Below are 20600 nucleotides of genomic sequence, written 5' to 3' on the forward strand. Positions count from 1 at the left end.
GGGCGCGCACGATTGACAGCTATGTTACAACGTTATCAGTGCACATCCTTCCAGTATTCGCGCTTGAGCAGATAAGCGAACACGAAGAAGAAGGCCAGGTACAGCAAAACATAGGTACCGATGCGCTGATGCTCCAGCTTCACCGGGTTGGCCGAATAGGCCAGGAAGGTCACCAGATTCTTGACCTTCTCGTCGAATTGCTCTTCGTTCAGCGCACCGGTCTTCGGCACGATGGTCAACTGATCGCAGGCTTCATGGGTCAAAGCCGTACCGGTCAGCGGATCATACTGCTTCTTGCCGTCCTCGACGATTTGAACCTGCTTGCATCCGACGACCTGACGTCCTTGCAGGCCCACCAACACGTTGGGCATGCCGACATTCGGGAAGATCTTGTTGTTCACGCCCCAGGGACGCGCCGGATCTTCGTAGAAGGACCGCAGATAGCTGTAGAGCCAGTCGGTGCCGCGCACGCGGGCTACCAGGGTCAGGTCGGGCGGAGCCGCCCCGAACCAGGCCTTGGCGTCAGCCGGCTGCATGCCGGTGGTCATGTGGTCGCCGATCTTGGCGCCGGTGAACACCAGGTTCTTGAGCATCAGGTCATGGGGAATCCCCAGATCGTCCGCAACCCGCTCATAACGCTGGAACTTGGCGCTGTGGCAGCCCATGCAATAGTTGGCAAAGGTGCGCGCGCCATCTTGCATGGCGGCCTTGTCCGACACGTCGATGTTGACCGTTTCAAGCTCCGGCCCTTCAGACTCAGCGGCGAAAGACAGGATCGGCAGAGCCGCAAGCATCAATACTGCAAATAATTTTTTCATCAGCCAGTCACCCTTTCCGGAACCGGTTTGGTCTTCTCGAGCCGGGTATAGAACGGCATCAGAATGAAGTAGGCGAAATACAGGACCGTGCACACCCGCGACAGCAGCGTACGCTCCGGCGTCGGCGCCATCACGCCCAGCCAGCCGAGGGTCACGAAGGCAATGCAGAAGACCCACAACCAGATCTTGCTCAGCCAGCCCTTGTAGCGCATGGACTTGACGGGGCTACGATCCAGCCACGGCAGCACGAACAGCACCGCGATCGACGCGCCCATGGCCACGACCCCCATGAGCTTGTCCGGAACAGCCCGCAGGATTGCGTAGAACGGAGTGAAGTACCAGACAGGCGCAATGTGCGGCGGAGTCTTGAAGGCGTTGGCCACTTCGAAGTTCGGCTTCTCAAGGAAATAACCGCCCATTTCCGGGAAGAAGAACACGATGGAGCAGAAGATGAACAGGAACACCACCACGCCGACGATATCCTTCACGGTGTAGTACGGGTGGAAGGCAATGCCATCCAGCGGTACACCGTTTTCGTCCTTGAGCTTCTTGATGTCGACGCCGTCCGGGTTGTTCGAACCGACTTCGTGCAGCGCCAGTACGTGCAGCACCACCAGCCCCAGGATCACGATCGGCAGGGCCACCACGTGCAAGGCGAAGAAGCGGTTCAGGGTGATCCCGGAAATCAGGTAGTCACCACGAATCCACTGGGTCAGGTCGTTGCCGATGACCGGGATCGCACCGAACAGCGAGATGATTACCTGCGCGCCCCAGTAGGACATCTGCCCCCACGGCAGCAGGTAGCCCATGAAGGCCTCTGCCATCAGCGCCAGGTAGATCAGCATGCCGAACAGCCACACCAGCTCACGAGGCTTCTGGTACGAGCCGTAGAGCAGGCCACGGAACATGTGCAGGTAGACCACGATGAAGAACGCCGAAGCGCCAGTGGAGTGCAGCAGGCGCAGAATCGAGCCGTACTCGACGTCGCGCATGATGTATTCGACGGAAGCGAAGGCCTCTTCCGCCGACGGCGTGTAGCTCATCGTCAACCAGACACCGGTGACGATCTGGTTGACCAGCACCAGCAGCGCCAGGGAGCCAAAGAAATAGAAGAAGTTGAAGTTCTTCGGCGCGTAATACTTGCTGAGATGGTCTTCCCACATCTTGGTCGCGGGAAAACGCGCATCGACCCAATCCATGAACTTGCTCATCACGCTTTCTCCGTATCGAAGCCAACCACAATAATCGTGTCGGACTCATAGGAATGCGGCGGAACCGGCAGGTTCAAAGGCGCGGGTTGCGACTTGTAGACGCGGCCAGCCAGATCGTAGTGGGAACCGTGGCAAGGGCAGAAATAGCCACCGACCCAGTCGCTGCCCAGATCGGCGGGTGCCACTTCCGGACGGAATGTCGGCGAACACCCCAGGTGCGTACAGATACCAATCAGCAGCAGCACCTCTGGCTTGATCGATCGTGTCTTGGGGTCAACGTAGGTGGGTTGTACAGAGTCCTTCGAGCCTGGATCGGACAATCGATCCTCGATCTTGCCAAGATTGGCCAGGATCTCCGGCGTACGGCGGACGATAAATACCGGCTGGCCTCGCCATTCGGCAATCATCTGCTGTCCGGGGTCGATCTTGCTGATGTTCACTTTCACCGGTGCCCCCGCGGCTTTCGCCTTGGCACTGGGAAACCATGACCCCACGAACGGGACCGCAGCCCCCACCGCTCCTGCAGCTCCTACCACGGATGTGGCTGCTACGAGGAAGCGACGCCGGCCTGCATTCACGCCGTCATTGCTACTCATTCAGTCCTCTCCCATCAGCTTTGTGGCCTGTTAAATCAGGCGTCTACTAAGTCAAACTTTGTACTTATAAAAATTTTGCCGAATGGTAATGAAAAGCCCCACCCCTGACAAGGTAATTACCAACCCCACCCAGCCCCAAGCCTTGTAGTATAGGGGTTCTACGGATGTGGCAAGTTGTCACAGGAAAATATTTCGCCCACAAAAAAGCCCAGCTTCACAATGGAGGCCGGGCTTTTCTGAAACGTAACGCTGAAACGAAAGCGAATTAACGCTTCGAGTACTGTGGACGCTTACGTGCTTTACGCAGACCCACTTTCTTACGTTCAACTTCACGAGCATCGCGGGTTACGAAGCCAGCTTTGCGCAGCGCGCCACGCAGAGTCTCGTCGTAATCCATCAGGGCACGAGTGATACCGTGGCGGATTGCGCCAGCTTGACCACTTACACCACCACCGATGACAGTGACGTAGATATCGAATTTCTCGGTAGTCTCAGTCAGTTCCAGCGGCTGGCGAACTACCATGCGGGCAGTTTCGCGACCGAAGAACGTGTCCAGGGTGCGGTTGTTGATGGAGATGTTGCCAGTGCCCGGACGCAGGAAAACGCGTGCGGTTGCAGTCTTGCGACGGCCAGTGCCGTAATTTTGAGTCGCCGACATAATGAACTATTCCGTTAAATCTTCAGTTCTTGGGGCTGCTGAGCAGTATGAGGGTGAACAGCGCCCGCATAGACTTTCAGCTTACGGTACATGTCGCGACCCAGCGGGTTCTTAGGCAGCATGCCTTTGACCGCGGTCTCGATCACGCGCTCAGGGGCCTTGGCGATCAGCTTTTCAAAGTTGATCGACTTGATGCCGCCCGGGAAACCGGAGTGGGAGTAGTACATTTTGTCGGTGGTTTTAGCACCGGTAACGCGTACCTGCTCAGCATTGATCACAACGATGTAGTCACCGGTGTCGACGTGCGGAGTGTACTCGACTTTGTGCTTGCCACGCAGGCGGCTCGCGATTTCGGTGGCCAGACGACCCAGGGTCTGACCAGCAGCGTCGACGATAAACCAGTCGCGCTTAACTGTTTCCGGTTTAGCAGTAAAAGTTTTCATTCTTTATAGCCTCAGGGGCCGCCTGTAAATAAGACGGCGGATCTTACTGAATAGTGCGTACTTTGACAAGGTCAAAGGCAGCCGGATACAGACGCTTTCGGGGGCTCGGGTCGGCGCGTCCGTTCAACGGCAAGATTCTTTGGCGGCGGCGCATCACTTCCACTGCATAAAGAGGTGCGTAATTATGCAGATTGCGAAAAAAATTTCAACCTGCTTTTATGGGTGTTTTCCCACGGGAGCCGTCAATGGAATACCGCCAGCTAGGTCAGACCGATCTGAATGTGAGCGCAATTTGCCTGGGGACCATGACCTGGGGCGAGCAGAACACCCAGGATCAAGCCTTTGCCCAGATCGAACGGGCGAAGGCCGCGGGCATCAACTTCCTCGACACCGCCGAGATGTACCCGGTGCCGCCCAAGGCCGAAACCTACGCCAGCACCGAGCGCATCATCGGCAACTGGTTCCAGCGGCGCGGTGATCGGGCCGACTGGATCCTGGCCAGCAAGATCGCCGGCCCCGGCAACGGCATCACCTATATCCGCGACGGCCAGCTCAAGCACAACCGCCAGCACATCGTCGCCGCCCTGGACGCCAGCCTCAAGCGCCTGCGGACCGACTGGATCGACCTCTACCAACTGCACTGGCCCGAGCGCAGCACCAATTTCTTCGGCCAACTGGGCTACCAGCACAAGGCCGATGAAAGCTTCACGCCGATCGAGGATATCCTCGAAGCCCTCGACGAGCAGGTCAAGGCCGGCAAGATCCGCCATATCGGCCTGTCCAACGAAACCCCGTGGGGCACCATGAAATTCCTCCTCGAGGCCGAGCGCCGCGGCTGGCCGCGGGCGGTGTCGATCCAGAACCCCTACAACCTGCTCAATCGCAGCTTCGAAGTGGGCCTGGCGGAAGTCGCCCTGCGCGAGCAGTGCGGCCTGCTGGCGTACTCGCCGATGGCGTTCGGCTTCCTCTCGGGCAAATATGAGGGCGGCGCACGACCGGACAAGGCGCGCCTGAGCCTGTACAGCCGCTTCAGCCGTTATTTCAACCCGCAGTCGGAAGCGGCGTGCAGTCGCTACGTCGCCCTGGCCCGCGAACACGGCCTGGACCCGGCGCAGATGGCCCTGGCGTTCGTGACCCAGCGACCGTTCGTCACCAGCAACATCATCGGTGCGACGACGCTGGAGCAATTGGACAGCAATATTGCCAGCATCGACCTGAAGCTCTCCGCTGAAGTACTGGCGGGCATCGAGGCGATCCACAAGGATCATCCGAACCCGGCGCCGTAAGCGCGATCTCAAGCCTGGCCGATATTTGTGGCGAGCGGACTTGTCGGAACGCCACAAAACCGCGCCTGGCTTCAAATTTTCTTGGACACTTGTCCCTCAAAGCGAGCGGGCAATGATCTCCTTCATGATCTCATTGGTCCCGGCATAGATCCGCTGCACCCGCGCATCCGCCCAGGCCCGGGCCACCGGGTACTCCCACATGAAACCGTAGCCACCGTGCAACTGCACGCATTCGTCGAGCACCTTGCATTGCAGGTCGGTGCCCCAGTACTTGGCCATCGCCGCCGTCGGCACATCGAGCTGGCCCTGCAGGTGCAACTCCAGGCAGCGATCGACAAACACCCGGCCGATCTGGATCTCGGTGGCCATTTCCGCCAGCTTGAAGCGGGTGTTCTGGAAGTCGGCAATGGCTTTGCCGAAAGCCTTGCGCTCGCGGGTGTACTCCAGCGTCCATTGCAACGCCGCCTCGGCCGATGCCAGGCCCCCCACCGCCACCGTCAGGCGCTCCTGCGGCAACTCCTGCATCAGATAGGCGAAGCCCATCCCGGCCTGCCCCAGCAGATTCTCCCTGGGCACCCGCACATCCTGGAAAAACAGCTCGGAGGTGTCCTGGGCCTTCATGCCAACCTTTTCCAGACGCTTGCCCTTGGCGAACCCCGGCGTATCGGCTTCGACCAGGAACAGGCTGGTGCCCTTGGCCCCGGCTTTCGGATCGGTCTTGGCGACCACAATCACCAGATCGGCGAGAAAGCCGTTGGTGATAAAGGTCTTCGAACCATTGAGCACATACTCGTCACCGTCCAGCAGCGCCGTGGTCTTCACCCCTTGCAGGTCGGAGCCGGCCCCCGGCTCGGTCATCGCAATGGCCGCGACCATCTCGCCGGAGACCAGCTTCGGCAGGTACTTGAGCTTCAGCGCCTCGCTGCCGTAATGCAGGATATACGGCGCGACAATGTCCGAGTGCAGGGAGAAACCGATGCCGCTCAAGCCCTGTCGGCTGATTTCCTCGATCACCACGGCGCTGTAGAGAAAGTCCGCCGCCATGCCGCCGTAGGCCTCCGGCAGATGGGAACAGAGCATGCCCGCCGCCCCCGCCTTGTTCCACAGCTCGCGATCGATATAGCCACGTTTCTCCCACTGCGCATGGAAGGGCGCCGCTTCCTGCTCGAGAAACTTGCGCACACTGCTGCGAAACAGCTCGTGCTCGGAACTGAACAGGGTTCTGGGGATCATCGAAGGGCACCTGCAAGGAGACTGAGGCCGGGATTGGTCCCTAGAGCCTATGCCAGTGTTTTGCCGGGTAACACTGGACACATGCGCCAAAAAATAAGACGATCCAGCCGTCTGTTGACCACTTTCCCCTATAAAAACTTTCTCCTAATAAGAAAAACGGAATTATGGCTAATCCACTCTCCACGCCCTTGCGGCGAGTCAGCATCCTGGCTATCGACCGGGTATTCGCCTCCACCCTCATGCAAGCCAAGGATTTCTTCCACCTGGCCAGCCTGCGCTACGGCAAACAGCTCGGCCAGGGACTGACCAAGGCCTTCGAGACCCGCCTGGTCAGCCCCGACGGCAAACCGGTATGCAGCTTCAGCGATGTGATCCTGCCGGTGGATGGCGGCCTGGAAAATGCCGACGTGATCGTCCTGCCCGCCTTCTGGGACGACTTCGATACCCTCTGTCGGCGTTACCCGCAAGTCATGCCCTGGCTGCGCGAACAGCATGCGCGCGGCGCCGTACTCTGTGGCGAGGCCACCGGAGTGTTCTGGCTGGCGGAAGCCGGCTTGCTCGATGGCAAGGAAGCAACCACCTACTGGCGGTTCTTCAATGCCTTCAGCGAGCGCTTCCCCAACGTCCAGTTGAATCAGGACAAGCACCTGACCGACGCCGACAACCTTTACTGCGCCGGCGGCACCACCTCGGCCTGCGACCTCTACATCTATCTGATCGAACGCTTCTGCGGGGCCAATGTCGCCCAGGCCGTGGCCCGCGATATCCTCTACGAGGTCCAGCGCAGCTACGCCCCGGGACGAATCGGTTTTGGCGGACAGAAGCTGCACCAGGACGTGATCATCCTGCAGATCCAGCAATGGCTCGAAGAGCACTTCGCGGACAAGTTCCGCTTCGAGGATGTGGCCCGGGAACATGGCATGAGTATTCGCAACTTCATGCGCCGCTTCCAGACCGCCACCGGCGACAAGCCGTTGCACTACCTGCAGCGCTTGCGCATCGAGACGGCCAAGGGCCTGCTCTCGGGCACCCGCAAGAGCATCAAGACCATCAGCTACGAAGTCGGCTATGACGATGCCAGCTTCTTCGCGCGACTGTTCCGCCAGCACACCGAGCTGTCGCCGAACCAGTATCGCCAGCAATTCCAGCAAGCGGCGTGAAGCCCATGCGCCGCTTTCGACACTAGCCGAAAGCGGCGCGCGACCTTGCATAATTAATTACCACAGCGCCCGGCCCTCACCTTCGTAGACTCGCTCCGGCAATCACTACCGATTGCCACTGACAAGGAGCGTCGTACATGCCTATTGGACTGGCTCAACAGCAGCCCTCTTTCCCTCACTCGACGGTGGAGCCCAAGCGCGCCTGGCGCGCCCGCTTCCCCAATCCGCCGGACCTGTGCTTCGACTATCGTCGATTGGTCGAGCAACCCGGCGGCGTTGCCCACGCCACGGACTGCAGCCACCGGATCTGCATCATCGGTGCCGGCGTCACCGGCCTCACCGCGGCCCGCGAGCTGCTGCGCTGCGGTTTCAGCGACATCACCCTGCTCGAACAGTCGCGGCGGATCGGCGGCCGGCACCTGACCGTGATCGATAGAAACCAGCCCGCCACCACCGGCTCCACCCCGTTCGAAATGGGCGCGATGCGCCTGCCGTACTTCAACCGCGCGGGCGAATCGCCGCTGCAGGGGCGCTCCGTGCTCGCGCACTACACCCAGCAGTTCGACCTGCGCCTTTCCGACTTCGCCAACCCGGGTAGCGCCCAGGTCAAGAGCACCGGCATTTTCCTCCGTGAAGGCCTTCTGGAAGGACAGGAAACACCGCGGATGCTGATCTGGGATAATCGGGACGGCCAGACCCCGCCACCGGGAAAGCTGCTGAAACAGGTTCACGAAAAATGGCGACTGTTCGCCGCACGCATGACCCGCCAGGTCCAGGCCCACTACGCCAGCGATGGTTGGGAAGATCTCTGGGCGGCGATTGTCCAGCGCTATGAGAGCTTGTCGTTTCGCAACCTGGTCAGCCTGCCGGCCATCAGCCACTGGCAAGCGGACGACCCGGGCAATTTCGGCGGCGTGGGCATGAGCGCCGAAGAGTCGGCGATCTTCTATGCCATCGGTATCGGCGATGGCAGTTGGGGCGCGTTCTATGACGCCTGCAGCCTGTACCCGATCCGCACCGCAATCTTCGGCTTCAGCAATCGCCTGCAATTGATGCACGGGCGGGTCGATGAACACGGCGATCCACTGCCCTCGCCGCACCTGTTGGCCGGCACGCTGCTCGACAGCAACGGGCTGGCCTTCGATGCCCCCCGCTACCTGGGCGTCGCCGCCCTGGACGAATGCCTGATGTTCATGCCGGTCGAAGAACGTGGCCTGTCCTTCTACGAACATTGCCGACAGCGCGGTGCCGGGTTCGCCACCCAGGCCCAGGTCAACGGCCTGAGCAAACTGCCCAACCAGCAGATTCGCGTTGACTACGATTGGCAATGGAGCGATCCGCAACGTCGCGAGCGCCGTAGCGAAGTCTTCGATTCGGTGATTCTCACCCTGCCGTCCTGGTTGATCGAAACCACCCTCGAACTCAAGGGCTTCGACGAACAGATGCTGCCGTTCCACATCCGCAGCGCCTATAAGACCGCTCACTGGGAAACCAGCTGCAAGGTCTTTGCGCCGTTGAAGAAAAGCTTTTTCTCCGAGCCCCACGGCATCCCCCAGGCGCTGGTCACCGACAGCCTGATCCATGACATGTACACCTACCGTTACAACGACAGCTACCCTTACGACTGCATCCTGCTGAGTTACACTTGGGAGGACGACGCCACCAAGCTGGCGCTGTTTTCGGACCAGGAACTGGTCGACAAATGCGTTGGCGAGCTGGATCGAATACTGCTGCACGCCACCAATATCAATTGCCGGATCTCGCCTTATATCGACAAGCAAAAGGCCGCGGTCCATCGCTGGATGAGTGACCGCAATGCCCTGGGCGCCGCCAAACTCTATCGCCCCGGGACCTACTACGAAGCCATCGACCTGATGAACTACAACCGCCAGTACGCCGCCCGCTCCGGCCTCTATCTGTGTGGCGAATCCTTTTCGGTCGACGCCGGCTGGACCGAGCCCTGCCTGCGAGGCGCCCTCGACGCCACCATCCATCTGTGCCAACGCACCGGTGCACGGTTCAACGGCGGCTTCGGCTTGAAGCACTATCCCGAATACACCGGAAGACCCTCCGCCATCGCCCCACCGAAAGCGTTCGGTATTCCCAGGTCATCCTAGGAAACTCCTGACTGGCTGGCAGGACGGCAACCGACATACACAACGATTTGAAAGGCTTCTCATAAGCACATCAATCCATTTGGATTGAATAACAAAAATGAGAGCGCCTCAAATGAATGAACCTCGCCCTGCTATCAGCCCCGTACGCATTGCCGTCGTGCAGTTCGACCCCCAAGCCGGCGTTGCCCACATCCCGCGCAACCTGGACCTGAGCCTGGCACTGGCGGACCAGGCGGTGCGCGGCGGCGCCGACCTGATCGTGCTGCCGGAACTGGCCAACACCGGCTACAGCTTCCAGAACCGTCAGGAAGCCTTCGCCCATGCCGAAGCCGTACCGGAAGGCCCCTGCGTGCAAGCCTGGATGAACTTCGCCCGGGAACATCGGATTTACCTGGCGGCCGGCATCGCCGAATGTGACGGGGTGCAGTTGTTCGACACAGCGGTGCTGGTCGGGCCGGACGGCTTTATCGGCAAGTACCGCAAGGCGCACTTGTGGAATGAGGAGAAGCTCTGGTTTACCCCCGGGAACCTGGGTTTCCCGGTGTTCGACACGCCCATCGGACGGATCGGCCTGCTGATCTGCTGGGACATCTGGTTTCCCGAAGTACCGCGCCTGTTGAGCCAGCAAGGGGCCGATATCATCTGCAGCCTGAACAACTGGGTCTGGACCCCGCCACCGCTGTTCGACGAAACCGGCAAATGCATGGCCTCCTACCTGACCATCACCGCCGCCCACGTCAACAATGTGTTTATCGCCGCGGCCAATCGCATCGGCAGTGATCGCGGCGAGCGCTTCCTCGGTTGCTCGCTGATCGCCGGGACCAACGGCTGGCCTCTCGGCGAAGTAGCGTCGCCCGTCGATGAAACGGTGCTTTTCGCCGATATCGACCTGGTCAGCGCCCGCGCCGCGCCGATCTGGAACAGCCTGAACGACCTGCCCAGGGACCGCCGGACCGACCTCTACGATGGCATGCTCGGCTACATCCGGCACCCTGGCCTGCCGCGCTGAAGGGGGTCGACATGAACAACACCGCCAACCGGGGTCGACTCAATTACCTGCCCGTCTGCCTGCTCATCCTGGGCCTGATTGTTTCCGCTCTGCTGATTGCCGGGATGATCCTGCTCGGCAATGTCTTCGCCGGGGCCGGCTACCTGCATATGCTGGAGCGCCTGCCGGCTCCCGATGCCTGGCTGCGCTGGGTGATCGGCGATATCAGCGAAGTCGCGTTCTACAAGCATGAACTGGCCTCGCTGGGCCTGCTGGCCGGGGCCGGGCTGGCCCATTGGGCCCATCGCCGCGGCAAGGCCTGGCAGGGCTTTGCCATTTGCTACGGCAGCGGTCTGTGGCCCTGGTTGATCGGCAGTTCGCTGCTGGGCCTGCTGTTGAGCAACCTGCTGTGGGGCTGGAGCGTGCCGCGCTATGGCTGGCAACCGACCTTCGCCGCCTTTGTCTCCGTTCCCGCCGCCACCGTGCTGCTGTTTGGCGCGGGCGCGAGGATCGCGCTCAGCGGCGCGGTCATGGGTGCGCTGCTGGTCACGCCACTATGCCTGCTGATCGTCAACTTTGTCTGCAACCCATTGCACCTGCCGGCGGTCATTGGCAATGTGCTGGGGATGGCCATCGGCAGCGTGATTGCCTTTACGCTCTATCGACGCTGGCCGGCGCTGGTGAAACCCGAACCGCCAGTGGCCGCCGCGCCAGCGCCCGCACCACAGGCCGGCAACCATGGCCTGATCTGGGGAATGCGGCGGGTGCTGGCGGACTTTTCCGAAGCGCCCTTCTTCGGTAACGAATGGGCGAGCCTGGGGCTGCTGCTGGGAGTAGTGCTGGCCTACGCGCTCAACCCGGCCGGACCGGCCTACGGCTCGGACTTGCTGCTGCCGATACTCGCGGCCCAGACCCTGGCGTCGGCCATCGGCGTGCTCATCTGGCGACGGCGATGGATGGCGCGAGGCTGGTACCCGACCTACATCCCGATTGTCTCGGTCGCCCCGGCCGCCGTGCTGGCCCATGGCGGCGATGCGCTGGTGGTGGTCACCTGCGCCCTGCTCGGCGCCTTGATCGCTCCGCCGCTGGCCGTCGCCCTGTCACGGCGAATCCCCGGGCATATGCATCCATATATTGGCAATGTGCTGTCGATGGCGCTCAGCACGGCGCTGATCGTGCCGTTGATCGGCTGGTTGATACGGTCCTTCTAGGAACTCGATTGCTGGCGATGGGGCCCTTGAGTCTTGCGGCGCCTGTTTGGACGCCATCGCCAGCAAGCCGGCTCCCACCGTACAGCGTCGAACACAGGCCCTGCGTATGACACGGACCTGTAGGAGCCGAGCTTGCTCGCGAAGAGGCCCCCAAGCCTTGCACCGTCTATTCGGACGCCATCGCCAGCAAGCCGGCTCCTACATCTAGGTTGAAGATCGTATTCACATAGCCCTGTCCCGGCGGATCGACAGTGTGCCTCTTCACCGTCCAGCGACAGTGCTTTTGCCTCCACCCGGCGATACTCTGGTGCCGCCGGCATCGTCTCTTCCCGACCTCTATCAGCGAGAGCCCCATGTCCCTGCCTCAACTTTCCATCGCCGCCCTGGGCGGCACCGTCAGCATGCAAGCCACCCACCCGGACCAGGGCGTGGTGCCCAGCGTCAATGGCCAGGCTCTGCTGGCACAGGTGCCGCTGCTCGCCACACGGGCACGGATCCACGTCGAGACCTTGTGCCTGCAACCCAGCGCTTCGCTGGACTTCGACTTTCTGCTCGGGGTCCTCGATTGGGCCCGGCGCCAAGTCGAACAAGGCGCCAGCGGCGTGGTGATCACCCAGGGCAGCGACACCCTGGAGGAGTCCGCGTTCCTGTTCGAACTGCTCTGGGACCGCGAGGAACCGCTGGTGCTGACCGGGGCCATGCGCTCGGCCGCCGAGATCAGTGCGGATGGCCCGGCGAACCTGTTGCACGCCGGCTTGGTCGCCCTGGCGAGCGCCAGCCGCGGACGCGGCGTGCAGGTGGTGATCAATGGCCAGGTCCACGGCGCGAGCCGCGTGCGCAAGAGCGATGCCTTGGCACTGGAGGCCTTCAGCTCACCCGTGTTTGGTCCCAACGGCCTGATTATCGAAAATACCGTGCGCTATCTGCACGCCCCCACCCCGCGAAAAACCTTGCCGTCACCGTCGCGCACCGGACAACGGATCGCCCTGCTCGAAGCGTCACTATCGGCCGATACGTTGATCCTGGAGAAACTGCCGGAGCTGGGCTACGACGGCCTGGTGATTGCCGGCTTCGGCGCGGGCCACGTCAGCGAAAGCTGGGCCGAGGCGCTCACGCCATTGGCGTTGAAAATGCCGGTGCTGATCGCCACGCGCACCGGAGCCGGTTCAACGGCGAATCACTCTTATGGCTTTGTTGGCAGCGAAATCGACCTGGCCAGGCGAGGGGCGCAGATGGCGGGTTTTCTGTGCCCGCGCAAGGCGCGGATTCTGTTGTGGCTGTTGGTCGGCTGCAAGCAGACCGCTGAGCTACCTGACTATCTCCAGCACTTTGGTGAGTAAGCGAGAGAATGCTCAGCCAATACCGGCCAGCTAAGCCTGCCTCGGCCTTGTGGCGAGCGGGCTTGCCCGCGCTGGGGCGCGAAGCGGCCCTAAACCCTGTGATCGCGGTGTATCAGGCAAAGAGAGATGGCCGGTTTTGCGACTGCTTCGCAGCCGAACGCGGGCAAGCCCGCTCACCACAAAACCGCGCTCGACTTCAAACGTCATCAATTGACGGGCCTTGCTACGCGCCCAGCTTTTCCTCAACGCCGCCCAAACTGCTGCCGGTACTCAAGCGGGGTCAAGTCGGTCAGTTCCTTGAACATCCGGCGCAGGTTCGAGTCACTGCTGAACCCCAAGTCCGCACTGATGGTATTGACCGCCGTGGACGTCAGCATCAGCCGCTCACTGACCTGGTTGAGCTTGATGCAGCGCGCATAAGCCGCCACGGCAACCCCCGTTTCCGCACTCACCCTGCGCGCCAACGTGCGTGGGGACAGACCGAGCTGCTCCGCCAGCCGCTGCACGGTGATCTGCTCCGCCGGCGATTGTTCGACACAACGATGCAACTGACGCAGCAGCGAACTGGACTGCTCGATCAGACTCATGGCCGCAAACGCCGGATGAGACTGGACCGGGCGCGCCAACACCATCAGTTTCGCCAGGTCGTGAAACATATCCTGGCCAACCGCTCGCTCGATCAGCGCCTGTGCAATCGGCAGATAGCCATTGACCCCGGACGCGGTCGCGGTCGACGGGTTGATCACCCAGTGACGCTGGCTCTGCCAGTTCACCTTGGGATAACGCTGGGCCATGGTCCCCGCCAGCCACCAGGTCACCGTGGCCGCCTGCCCCTCCAGCCGCCCGCTGGCGGCGATCAGGCAGACACCGGTGCAGTAACTCCACAACTGCAGCTGTTTCGAACAAGCCGCCAGGGCCGACACCAATGCCTGGTTATTACTCACGGTCGTCTCGACCTGCCGCGACGACTCGGCCCAGAATCCGGCGATCAGCAAGGCATCGACGTCAGCCTCCGACAAGGCCTTGGACACCTGCAACGACACCCCCTGGGCACACGCCACCGCGCCGGCCTGCAAGGCCACAAACTGCGTTGCGAAGAGTGTTTCTCCGGCGCGCCGATTGGCCGCATGCAGCAAATCGGCAAAGGCCAGCAGCCCCGCCGGCAGGCAACCCGGGTAAAGCAGCAAACCGATTCGAAGGGGGCGGCTCATGGCAGAAACAGAATCCATTATGTCCAATCCTGCCATTCTGCGTGACCGCCCGGTCGAACACAATGCAGCCTCTTCCCAGAGGTATGAGCATGCACATCCATCAGCTACGCAATGCGACGATGATCCTGGAGTTCGGCCACCAGCGTATTCTGGTCGACCCGATGCTGGCGCGAAAACTCTCCTTGCCACCCCTGCGGGTGTTCAGCGCCAGGCAGCGCAACCCGCTGGTAGATCTACCGGCGTCGGCAACAGCGGCGCTCGAGTCGGTAACCCATTGCCTGATCACCCACTGCCAGAAAGGCCACTTCGATCACCTTGATCGCGCCGCGAAAAAATGGCTGCGCGACACCGGCACGCCGGTGATCTGCACGCCCCACGACGCGGCCTATCTGGCCACCCACGACCTGAATGTGCAGCCATTGCCAAGCGACCACGAACAACCCAGCCCTTTCCTTGGCGGGCGGATTCGCACAGTCCGCTGCACCCACGGCCAGGGACTGGTGGGCAAGCTGATGGAGCATGGGGTGGGCTATCTGATTGAAATGCCGGGTGAGCCCAGCCTCTACTTGAGCGGCGATACCCTGCTCACGCCGACCGTCAGGGCATTCATCGCCGAGCATCGACCACGGCTGTCCGTCGTGCCGGCGGGCGGCGCGCGCTTCGACCTGGGTGGGGACATCATCATGGGCGTTGAAGAAGTGATCGAGTTCACCCGGCAGTCAGCGGGTCTGGTGATCGCCAATCACCTGGAAGCCCTCAGCCACTGTCCAGTGACACGTCGCGCGCTGGCCGACGCGGCGCGGTTGGCCGGCGTCGAAGCACGCCTGCTGATCCCCAGCGACGGCGAAGTGCTGGCCTTCCCCGCCACCGGACAATCCTGAACACCGCGCGGCTTGGGGTCCGCGCCGGGTCTTGCGGTTAAGGCTTGTGCGCCCGCGACAGGAACTCGTGGGACTGCATCTCCAGCAAACGGCTCAAGGTACGCTGGAACTCGAAGTTCAAACGCCCACCGGTGTAGAGATCCTTGAGTTCCACTTGCGCGGAGATGATCAGTTTGACGTTACGGTCATAGAATTCGTCGACCATGTTGATAAAGCGCCGGGCGATGTCGTCGGTGGTGACGCTCATCTGCTCGACACCGCTGAGCAGCACGGCATGGAAAATCTTGCCCAGTTCGATGTAGTCGTTCTGGCTGCGCGGGCCGTCGCACAGTTCGCGGAAGTCGAACCAGGCCACGTCGTCGCAGGTGCGGATCGCACGAATCTCGCGATTCTCGATCATCAGAACATCATTCTCTACCGCCTGGGTGCACTCCGGCGTCAACGCCCGGAAGCTTTTACGCAGGCTCTCGTGCGCCGCTTCATCCAGCGGATAATGGAACAGCTCGGCCTGCTCCAGGTGACGCAAGCGATAGTCGACGCCGCTGTCGACGTTGACGATCTCGGTGTGCTGCTTGATCAGCGCGATAGCCGGCAGGAAGCGCGCACGTTGCAGGCCGTCCTTGTATAAACCGTCGGGCACGATGTTCGAGGTGGCCACCAGGGTCACGCCATTCTTGAACAGCTCTTCCATCAAGGTGCCAAGAATCATCGCGTCGGTGATGTCGGAGACGAAGAACTCGTCGAAACAGATCACCCGGGTCTCGGCAGCAAAGCGCCTGGCGATCAGGGTCAGCGGGTTCTTCTCACCATGCAGGGTTTTCATTTCCTCGTGCACCCGCTTCATGAAGCGGTGGAAGTGCGTGCGGGTCTTTTCCTTGAACGGCAGCGCTTCGAAGAAGGTGTCCACCAGGTAGGTCTTGCCACGGCCTACACCGCCCCAGAAATACAGGCCCTTGACCGGCACCTGGTCTTTCTTGCCGAACAGTTTGCCGAGCAGGCCCGGTTTATTCTGCGAAGCCGCGATCAAGTCGTCGTACAGACGCTGCAAATGGCGCACCGCCGTTTCCTGGGCCGCGTCGTGAAAGAACTCGGGGCGTTTCAGATCAGCTTGATATCGTTCTAGGGGCGTCATAATTTCGTTAGCAAGGTAACAAAAACGGGCCGTCACTTTAGCGACGGCCCGTGGGAATGGCAATCAACCCTTGGTCGGGGAAGGCCTCGGATCAGTCCTGCGCCGGAGTCAAAGCGACTCGCAACGCCTCGATGGCCGCGTCACGCGACGCTTCGTCGGCGAACTCGGCGCTGTCGGCCACGCACTCGCCCTCCAACCAGACACCGAAACGTCCGGCCTCGCTGCGAATATCCAGCGCCTGGCCGGACTGCAATTGCTTGGTCACCGCGCCAGCGCTCTTGCCATCGGCAAAGTGCCGCGACAACAGCAATTGTTCGCCATCGGCGGCCAGCAGGCGGAAGCGGAAGCCGCCATCGTCTTCACGGAAGCTGACAAAGCGCGCGGCCTTGGCGGCTTTCTTCTTGCTGCTCGCGGCCACCTGGGTCGGGTTGACGAACGAGCGCAGGCCCACCGCCTCGCGCAGTTCGCCGAGGAACGGGGTGGCCACGCCGCGGGCTTTCCGCGCCCCGGCCTGGAGGATGTCTTCCAGGTCCGCCGGACGGCCGATCAGTTCGTGGTAACGCTCGCGGGCCTCGCCCAGCTCATTGTCCAGCAGGCTGAACAGGCGATTCTTCGCTTCGCCCCAACCCAGGCCGGCCAGCAGCTCGCCACGGAATTCGGCGGCCTGCACCGGGGTAGAGAACGCCTGGAACAGGGTGAACAGGTGCGAATTGTCCGGATCCTTCGCTTCGCCTGGCGCGCGGGAGTCGGTGACGATACGCGAGATGGCGTCCTTCATGTCCTTGGCGCTGCTGAACAACGGGATGGTGTTGTCGTAGCTCTTGGACATTTTCCGGCCATCAAGTCCCGGCAGCGTGGCAACGCTTTCCTCGATCAGCGCCTCGGGCATCACGAAGAATTCCCGGCCCTGGCCGAACAGGTGGTTGAAACGCTGGCCGATGTCCCGAGCCATTTCCACGTGCTGGATCTGGTCGCGACCGACCGGCACCTGGTGGGCGTTGAACATCAGGATGTCCGCGGCCATCAATACCGGGTAGCTGTACAGGCCCATGGTGATCCCGGCATCCGGGTCTTCACCGTTCTCGATATTTTTGTCCACCGAAGCCTTGTAGGCATGCGCGCGGTTGAGCAGGCCCTTGGCCGCGACGCAGGTCAGCAGCCAGGTCAGCTCGGGGATTTCCGGGATATCCGACTGGCGATAGAAGGTCACGCGGTCCACGTCCAGGCCACCGGCCAGCCAGGTCGCGGCGATTTCCAGGCGCGAGCGCTGGATGCGCAGCGGGTCATCGCACTTGATCAGGGCGTGATAGTCGGCCAGGAAGTAGAACGAATCGGCGTTGCTGTCGCGGCTGGCCAGGATCGCCGGGCGGATCGCCCCGGCGTAGTTGCCCAGGTGCGGCGTGCCGGTGGTGGTGATACCGGTGAGAATGCGCGTACGTGTGGTCATGGATGATCGCTTGTTCAATTCGAGAGGCGCGGCAGGATCAGATCCTTGAGATCGGTCAGCTTGCCATGGAAAAAGTGTCCGCATTCTGCCACTTTCAGCAGCTCATGGGGACGTTCCAACGCCGCGGACCAGTCATAGACCAGCTGCGGATCGATCACTTCGTCGGTTTCCGGCTGGATCAGGGTCAGTGGGCAATGTTCCGGCAGACGATCGACTGCCCGCAAGCGCATGACCGCCGCCGCCACCAGGAACAGGTGCCGCAAGCTCTGGCCCTGGGCTTCCAGGCGACCGCCGAGGCTTGCCGCGACGTAACCGCCGAAGGAAAAGCCGAACAAGGTCAGGGGCAAGCCCGGGTGTCGGGCGCGCAGCCATTGCGCGGCGGCCTCGGCGTCATCGACTTCGCCGCTGCCCATGTCGTGGCTGCCGGCGCTGGCGCCGACACCGCGATAGTTGAAGCGCAAGGTGATCAGGCCAGCATCGCGGGCGGTGCGTTGCAGGGTCGAGACGACCTTGTTGAGCATGGTGCCGCCCTGCACCGGATTAGGGTGACAGATCAGCGCCAGGCCACGCGCTTCGGGCATGTCCAGGTACAAGGCTTCCAGTTGGCCGACAGGGCCATCGATCATTACAGGGGTTTCACGCATCAGCAAGGCAGGAACTCCGTGACCTCTCAAGGGGTCGACTCGTCTAGCTAAAAGTCTGTGCCTGACATCACCGCGACCTTAAGATCGCGGTATACAGCGCAGGCCCGAGCCGTTAACGTAAAGCAAAGCCGTTTATAGAGGAAGGACTCGTGGAACACTCGCTCTTAGTTTGGTTGTTGCCGACTCTTGCCCTGGTCGCGGGTGTCGCCATTGGTTTCCTGATCGCCCGTCTGGTGCCGAGTGCCGCCCCGAGCAGTACGCAGCGTCAGTTGGACGATATCCAGGAACGTTTCGACAGTTATCAGAACGAAGTGGTCACCCACTTCAACAGCACCGCGAACCTGGTGAAAAAACTCACCCAGAGCTACCAGGAAGTGCAAGACCATCTCGCCGAGGGTGCCAACCGCCTGGCTCTCGACGAACAGACCCGCCAACGCCTGCTCGCCGCCCTGCACGCCGACGCGGTACAGAGCCCACGGGAGCGCCTGACGCCACCGCGCAGCCAGGAGCCACCGCGCGACTACGCGCCCAAGGCACCGAACGCGCCGGGTATGCTGGATGAGCACTACGGCCTGAAAAAATAAGCCGGTTTCCAGCGTCATGAAAAAGCCCGCCCGATCAGTGATCGGGCGGGCTTTTTCAGGCCTGGGGTTCAGTCAGGCGATCAAGGGTACTGCTGCACCGGCTGGCCATACTGCTGGCCCTGCTGATATTGCGGTTGGCCTTGCTGTTGGTACTGAGGCTGGCCTTGTGGCGGATAGGGCTGTTGACCTTGGGGCTGGCCGTACTGCTGGCCGGGAATCGCCTTCAGGTTGACTTCCACCCGACGGTTCTGCGCCCGACCGTTGACATCGGCGTTGCTGGCCACCGGGTTGTCCGGGCCGGCACCGCGAGCCGAAAGGTTGGCACCGCTGACACCCTGGGAGGTCAGGTAGTTGGCGACGCTCTGGGCGCGACGCTGGGACAGGTCCATGTTCAACTGGCGGCTGCCAGTGCTGTCGGTATAGCCGACGATTTCGATCTGGTTCTGGTTGAACTCCTTCAGGGAGTTGGCCAGGTTGTTCAGCGGCTGATAGAAGCTGCTGGCGATCGCATCGGAGTTGGTTGCGAAGGTAATGTTACCCGGCATGATCAGCTTGATCTGATCACCCTGGCGCTGCACCTGGACACCGGTATTGGCCATGCTCTCGCGCAGCTTCTTTTCCTGCTGGTCGGCGTAATAGCCGTAACCGGCGCCGGCCAGACCGGCCAGCGCGCCACCGACCATGGCGCCCTGGCCATGGTTCTTGTGGTTGATCAACGCACCGGCCGCGGCACCGGCCAAGACGCCGATACCGCCATATTTGGCGGTGTTGCTCATGCCCCCTGAGCCTTGTTGTTGCTGTGCCTGTCCCTGGTTGTCATACGGGTTTTGCGACGCACAGCCAGACACGAGGGCGACGGCGGTGGCGAGGATAATCAATCGACGCGAGGTGAACATGAATCAAGCTCCTACTCATTTGAGGTGCAACGGGCATTGGCAATAGACCCCTGCCGACGTTGGAACATGACGAACGGTAAAAATTCCATGAAACTGTTCAGCCGCGAACAAAAGGGTTCTCGCGCATTTCTTCGCCCAACCGGGTCTCGGGACCGTGCCCGGTGACCACCGTCGCCTCTTCGTCCAGCGTGTACAGGCGCTGCTTGATCGAGCGCACGATGGCGGCCTGGTCGCCGCCCCACAAATCGGTGCGACCAATGCCACGACGGAACAGCGTGTCGCCCGCGATCAACAGTTTCGCCTCGGCAAACCAGAAGCTCATGGAGCCCGGGGTATGTCCCGGCGTATGCAAGGCCACCCCGCAGCCGCAGGCCAGCGCTTCATCATCGGCCAGCCATCGGTCTGGCGGCGGAACCGGCAGGTAGGGCACGCCGAACAGGTTGCACTGCATTTCCAGGTTGTCCCAGAGGAACTGGTCGTCCTTGTGCAGGTGCAAGGTCGCGCCGGTTTTCTCCTTGAGTTGGCCGGATGCCAGGAAATGATCCAGGTGCGCGTGGGTGTGAATGATGCTGACCAGTTTCAGCCCGTGGGCTTCGAGCCGGGCGAGGATCAACTCAGGATTGCCCCCCGGGTCGACGACCATGGCTTTTTTCGTGATCGGGTCGCCGATCAAGGTGCAGTTGCACTGCAACGGGCCGACGGGGAAGGTTTCGCGGATCAACGCAGGTTTTGCCGGGTTCATGA

General features: G+C 61.6%; 20 protein-coding genes. 8 read left to right on the forward strand and 12 right to left on the reverse strand.

What is annotated here, in order from left to right:
- Positions 1–35: 35 nt before the first annotated feature.
- From PFEN_RS06695 to rplM, 5 genes are all read right to left on the reverse strand, one after another.
- On the reverse strand, positions 36–818 hold the full coding sequence (locus PFEN_RS06695) for a cytochrome c1 (protein WP_191486122.1): 783 nt from the start codon (positions 816–818) through the stop codon (positions 36–38).
- A complete protein-coding gene (locus PFEN_RS06700; protein WP_191486123.1) occupies positions 818–2029 on the reverse strand; it encodes a cytochrome b in 1212 nt (403 codons plus the stop codon). The genes PFEN_RS06695 and PFEN_RS06700 overlap by 1 nt, the downstream gene beginning before the upstream one ends.
- Positions 2029–2625 carry a ubiquinol-cytochrome c reductase iron-sulfur subunit gene (petA, locus tag PFEN_RS06705; protein WP_191486124.1) on the reverse strand — a complete coding sequence of 199 codons (597 nt, stop codon included), beginning with the start codon at positions 2623–2625 and terminating at the stop codon, positions 2029–2031. The genes PFEN_RS06700 and petA overlap by 1 nt, the downstream gene beginning before the upstream one ends.
- Before the next feature lie 265 nt (positions 2626–2890).
- The gene (gene rpsI / locus PFEN_RS06710) at positions 2891–3283 is read right to left on the reverse strand and encodes a 30S ribosomal protein S9 (protein WP_103494515.1); all 393 of its coding nucleotides are present in this window, start codon (positions 3281–3283) and stop codon (positions 2891–2893) included.
- A 14-nt stretch (positions 3284–3297) separates the two neighbouring features.
- A complete protein-coding gene (rplM, locus tag PFEN_RS06715) occupies positions 3298–3726 on the reverse strand; it encodes a 50S ribosomal protein L13 (protein WP_191486125.1) in 429 nt (142 codons plus the stop codon).
- A gap of 245 nt (positions 3727–3971) precedes the next feature.
- On the opposite strand from rplM, the gene PFEN_RS06720 reads away from it, so the two are divergent.
- Positions 3972–5012 carry an NADP(H)-dependent aldo-keto reductase gene (locus tag PFEN_RS06720; protein ID WP_191486126.1) on the forward strand — a complete coding sequence of 347 codons (1041 nt, stop codon included), beginning with the start codon at positions 3972–3974 and terminating at the stop codon, positions 5010–5012.
- Positions 5013–5108: 96 nt separating this feature from the next.
- On the opposite strand, the gene PFEN_RS06725 is transcribed toward PFEN_RS06720, so the two are convergent.
- Positions 5109–6245 (reverse strand): acyl-CoA dehydrogenase family protein, encoded by a 1137-nt coding sequence (locus tag PFEN_RS06725; protein ID WP_191486127.1) that lies wholly within the window; start codon positions 6243–6245, stop codon positions 5109–5111.
- A gap of 263 nt (positions 6246–6508) precedes the next feature.
- Between PFEN_RS06725 and PFEN_RS06730 the strand changes: the two genes are divergently transcribed.
- From PFEN_RS06730 to PFEN_RS06750, 5 genes are all read left to right on the forward strand, one after another.
- A complete protein-coding gene (locus PFEN_RS06730; RefSeq protein ID WP_191486419.1) occupies positions 6509–7405 on the forward strand; it encodes a GlxA family transcriptional regulator in 897 nt (298 codons plus the stop codon).
- 137 nt (positions 7406–7542) lie between these two features.
- The gene (locus PFEN_RS06735) at positions 7543–9522 is read left to right on the forward strand and encodes a flavin monoamine oxidase family protein (protein ID WP_191486128.1); all 1980 of its coding nucleotides are present in this window, start codon (positions 7543–7545) and stop codon (positions 9520–9522) included.
- Between the two features lie 112 nt (positions 9523–9634).
- On the forward strand, positions 9635–10531 hold the full coding sequence (locus PFEN_RS06740; protein ID WP_191486129.1) for a nitrilase family protein: 897 nt from the start codon (positions 9635–9637) through the stop codon (positions 10529–10531).
- Between the two features lie 11 nt (positions 10532–10542).
- The gene (locus PFEN_RS06745) at positions 10543–11721 is read left to right on the forward strand and encodes a hypothetical protein (RefSeq protein WP_191486130.1); all 1179 of its coding nucleotides are present in this window, start codon (positions 10543–10545) and stop codon (positions 11719–11721) included.
- A gap of 353 nt (positions 11722–12074) precedes the next feature.
- Positions 12075–13061 carry an asparaginase gene (locus PFEN_RS06750; protein ID WP_191486131.1) on the forward strand — a complete coding sequence of 329 codons (987 nt, stop codon included), beginning with the start codon at positions 12075–12077 and terminating at the stop codon, positions 13059–13061.
- A gap of 242 nt (positions 13062–13303) precedes the next feature.
- Here PFEN_RS06750 and PFEN_RS06755 read toward each other — a convergent pair whose 3' ends face one another.
- Positions 13304–14272, reverse strand: a complete 969-nt coding sequence (locus PFEN_RS06755) for a GlxA family transcriptional regulator (RefSeq protein ID WP_191486132.1) — start codon at positions 14270–14272, stop codon at positions 13304–13306.
- Between the two features lie 89 nt (positions 14273–14361).
- On the opposite strand from PFEN_RS06755, the gene PFEN_RS06760 reads away from it, so the two are divergent.
- Positions 14362–15153 (forward strand): MBL fold metallo-hydrolase, encoded by a 792-nt coding sequence (locus PFEN_RS06760; protein ID WP_191486133.1) that lies wholly within the window; start codon positions 14362–14364, stop codon positions 15151–15153.
- Positions 15154–15190: 37 nt separating this feature from the next.
- Here PFEN_RS06760 and zapE read toward each other — a convergent pair whose 3' ends face one another.
- The 3 genes from zapE to PFEN_RS06775 all read right to left on the reverse strand — a co-directional run bounded on the left by zapE (position 15191) and on the right by PFEN_RS06775 (position 18376).
- On the reverse strand, positions 15191–16285 hold the full coding sequence (gene zapE / locus PFEN_RS06765) for a cell division protein ZapE (RefSeq protein ID WP_191486134.1): 1095 nt from the start codon (positions 16283–16285) through the stop codon (positions 15191–15193).
- Positions 16286–16376: 91 nt separating this feature from the next.
- Positions 16377–17732 carry a tryptophan--tRNA ligase gene (locus PFEN_RS06770; protein ID WP_191486135.1) on the reverse strand — a complete coding sequence of 452 codons (1356 nt, stop codon included), beginning with the start codon at positions 17730–17732 and terminating at the stop codon, positions 16377–16379.
- A gap of 14 nt (positions 17733–17746) precedes the next feature.
- Positions 17747–18376: an alpha/beta hydrolase gene (locus tag PFEN_RS06775; RefSeq protein WP_191486136.1), complete on the reverse strand. Its 630-nt coding sequence runs from the start codon at positions 18374–18376 to the stop codon at positions 17747–17749.
- 149 nt (positions 18377–18525) lie between these two features.
- On the opposite strand from PFEN_RS06775, the gene PFEN_RS06780 reads away from it, so the two are divergent.
- Positions 18526–18960, forward strand: coding sequence for a YhcB family protein (locus PFEN_RS06780; RefSeq protein ID WP_191486137.1), 435 nt, complete (start codon positions 18526–18528; stop codon positions 18958–18960).
- An 80-nt stretch (positions 18961–19040) separates the two neighbouring features.
- On the opposite strand, the gene PFEN_RS06785 is transcribed toward PFEN_RS06780, so the two are convergent.
- Positions 19041–19856: an OmpA family protein gene (locus tag PFEN_RS06785; protein ID WP_191486138.1), complete on the reverse strand. Its 816-nt coding sequence runs from the start codon at positions 19854–19856 to the stop codon at positions 19041–19043.
- Positions 19857–19953: 97 nt separating this feature from the next.
- A complete protein-coding gene (locus PFEN_RS06790; protein WP_191486139.1) occupies positions 19954–20598 on the reverse strand; it encodes an MBL fold metallo-hydrolase in 645 nt (214 codons plus the stop codon).
- Positions 20599–20600 lie beyond the last annotated feature (2 nt).

The sequence above is a fragment of the Pseudomonas sp. FEN genome, assembly GCF_904067045.1.
GTDB lineage: Bacteria > Pseudomonadota > Gammaproteobacteria > Pseudomonadales > Pseudomonadaceae > Aquipseudomonas.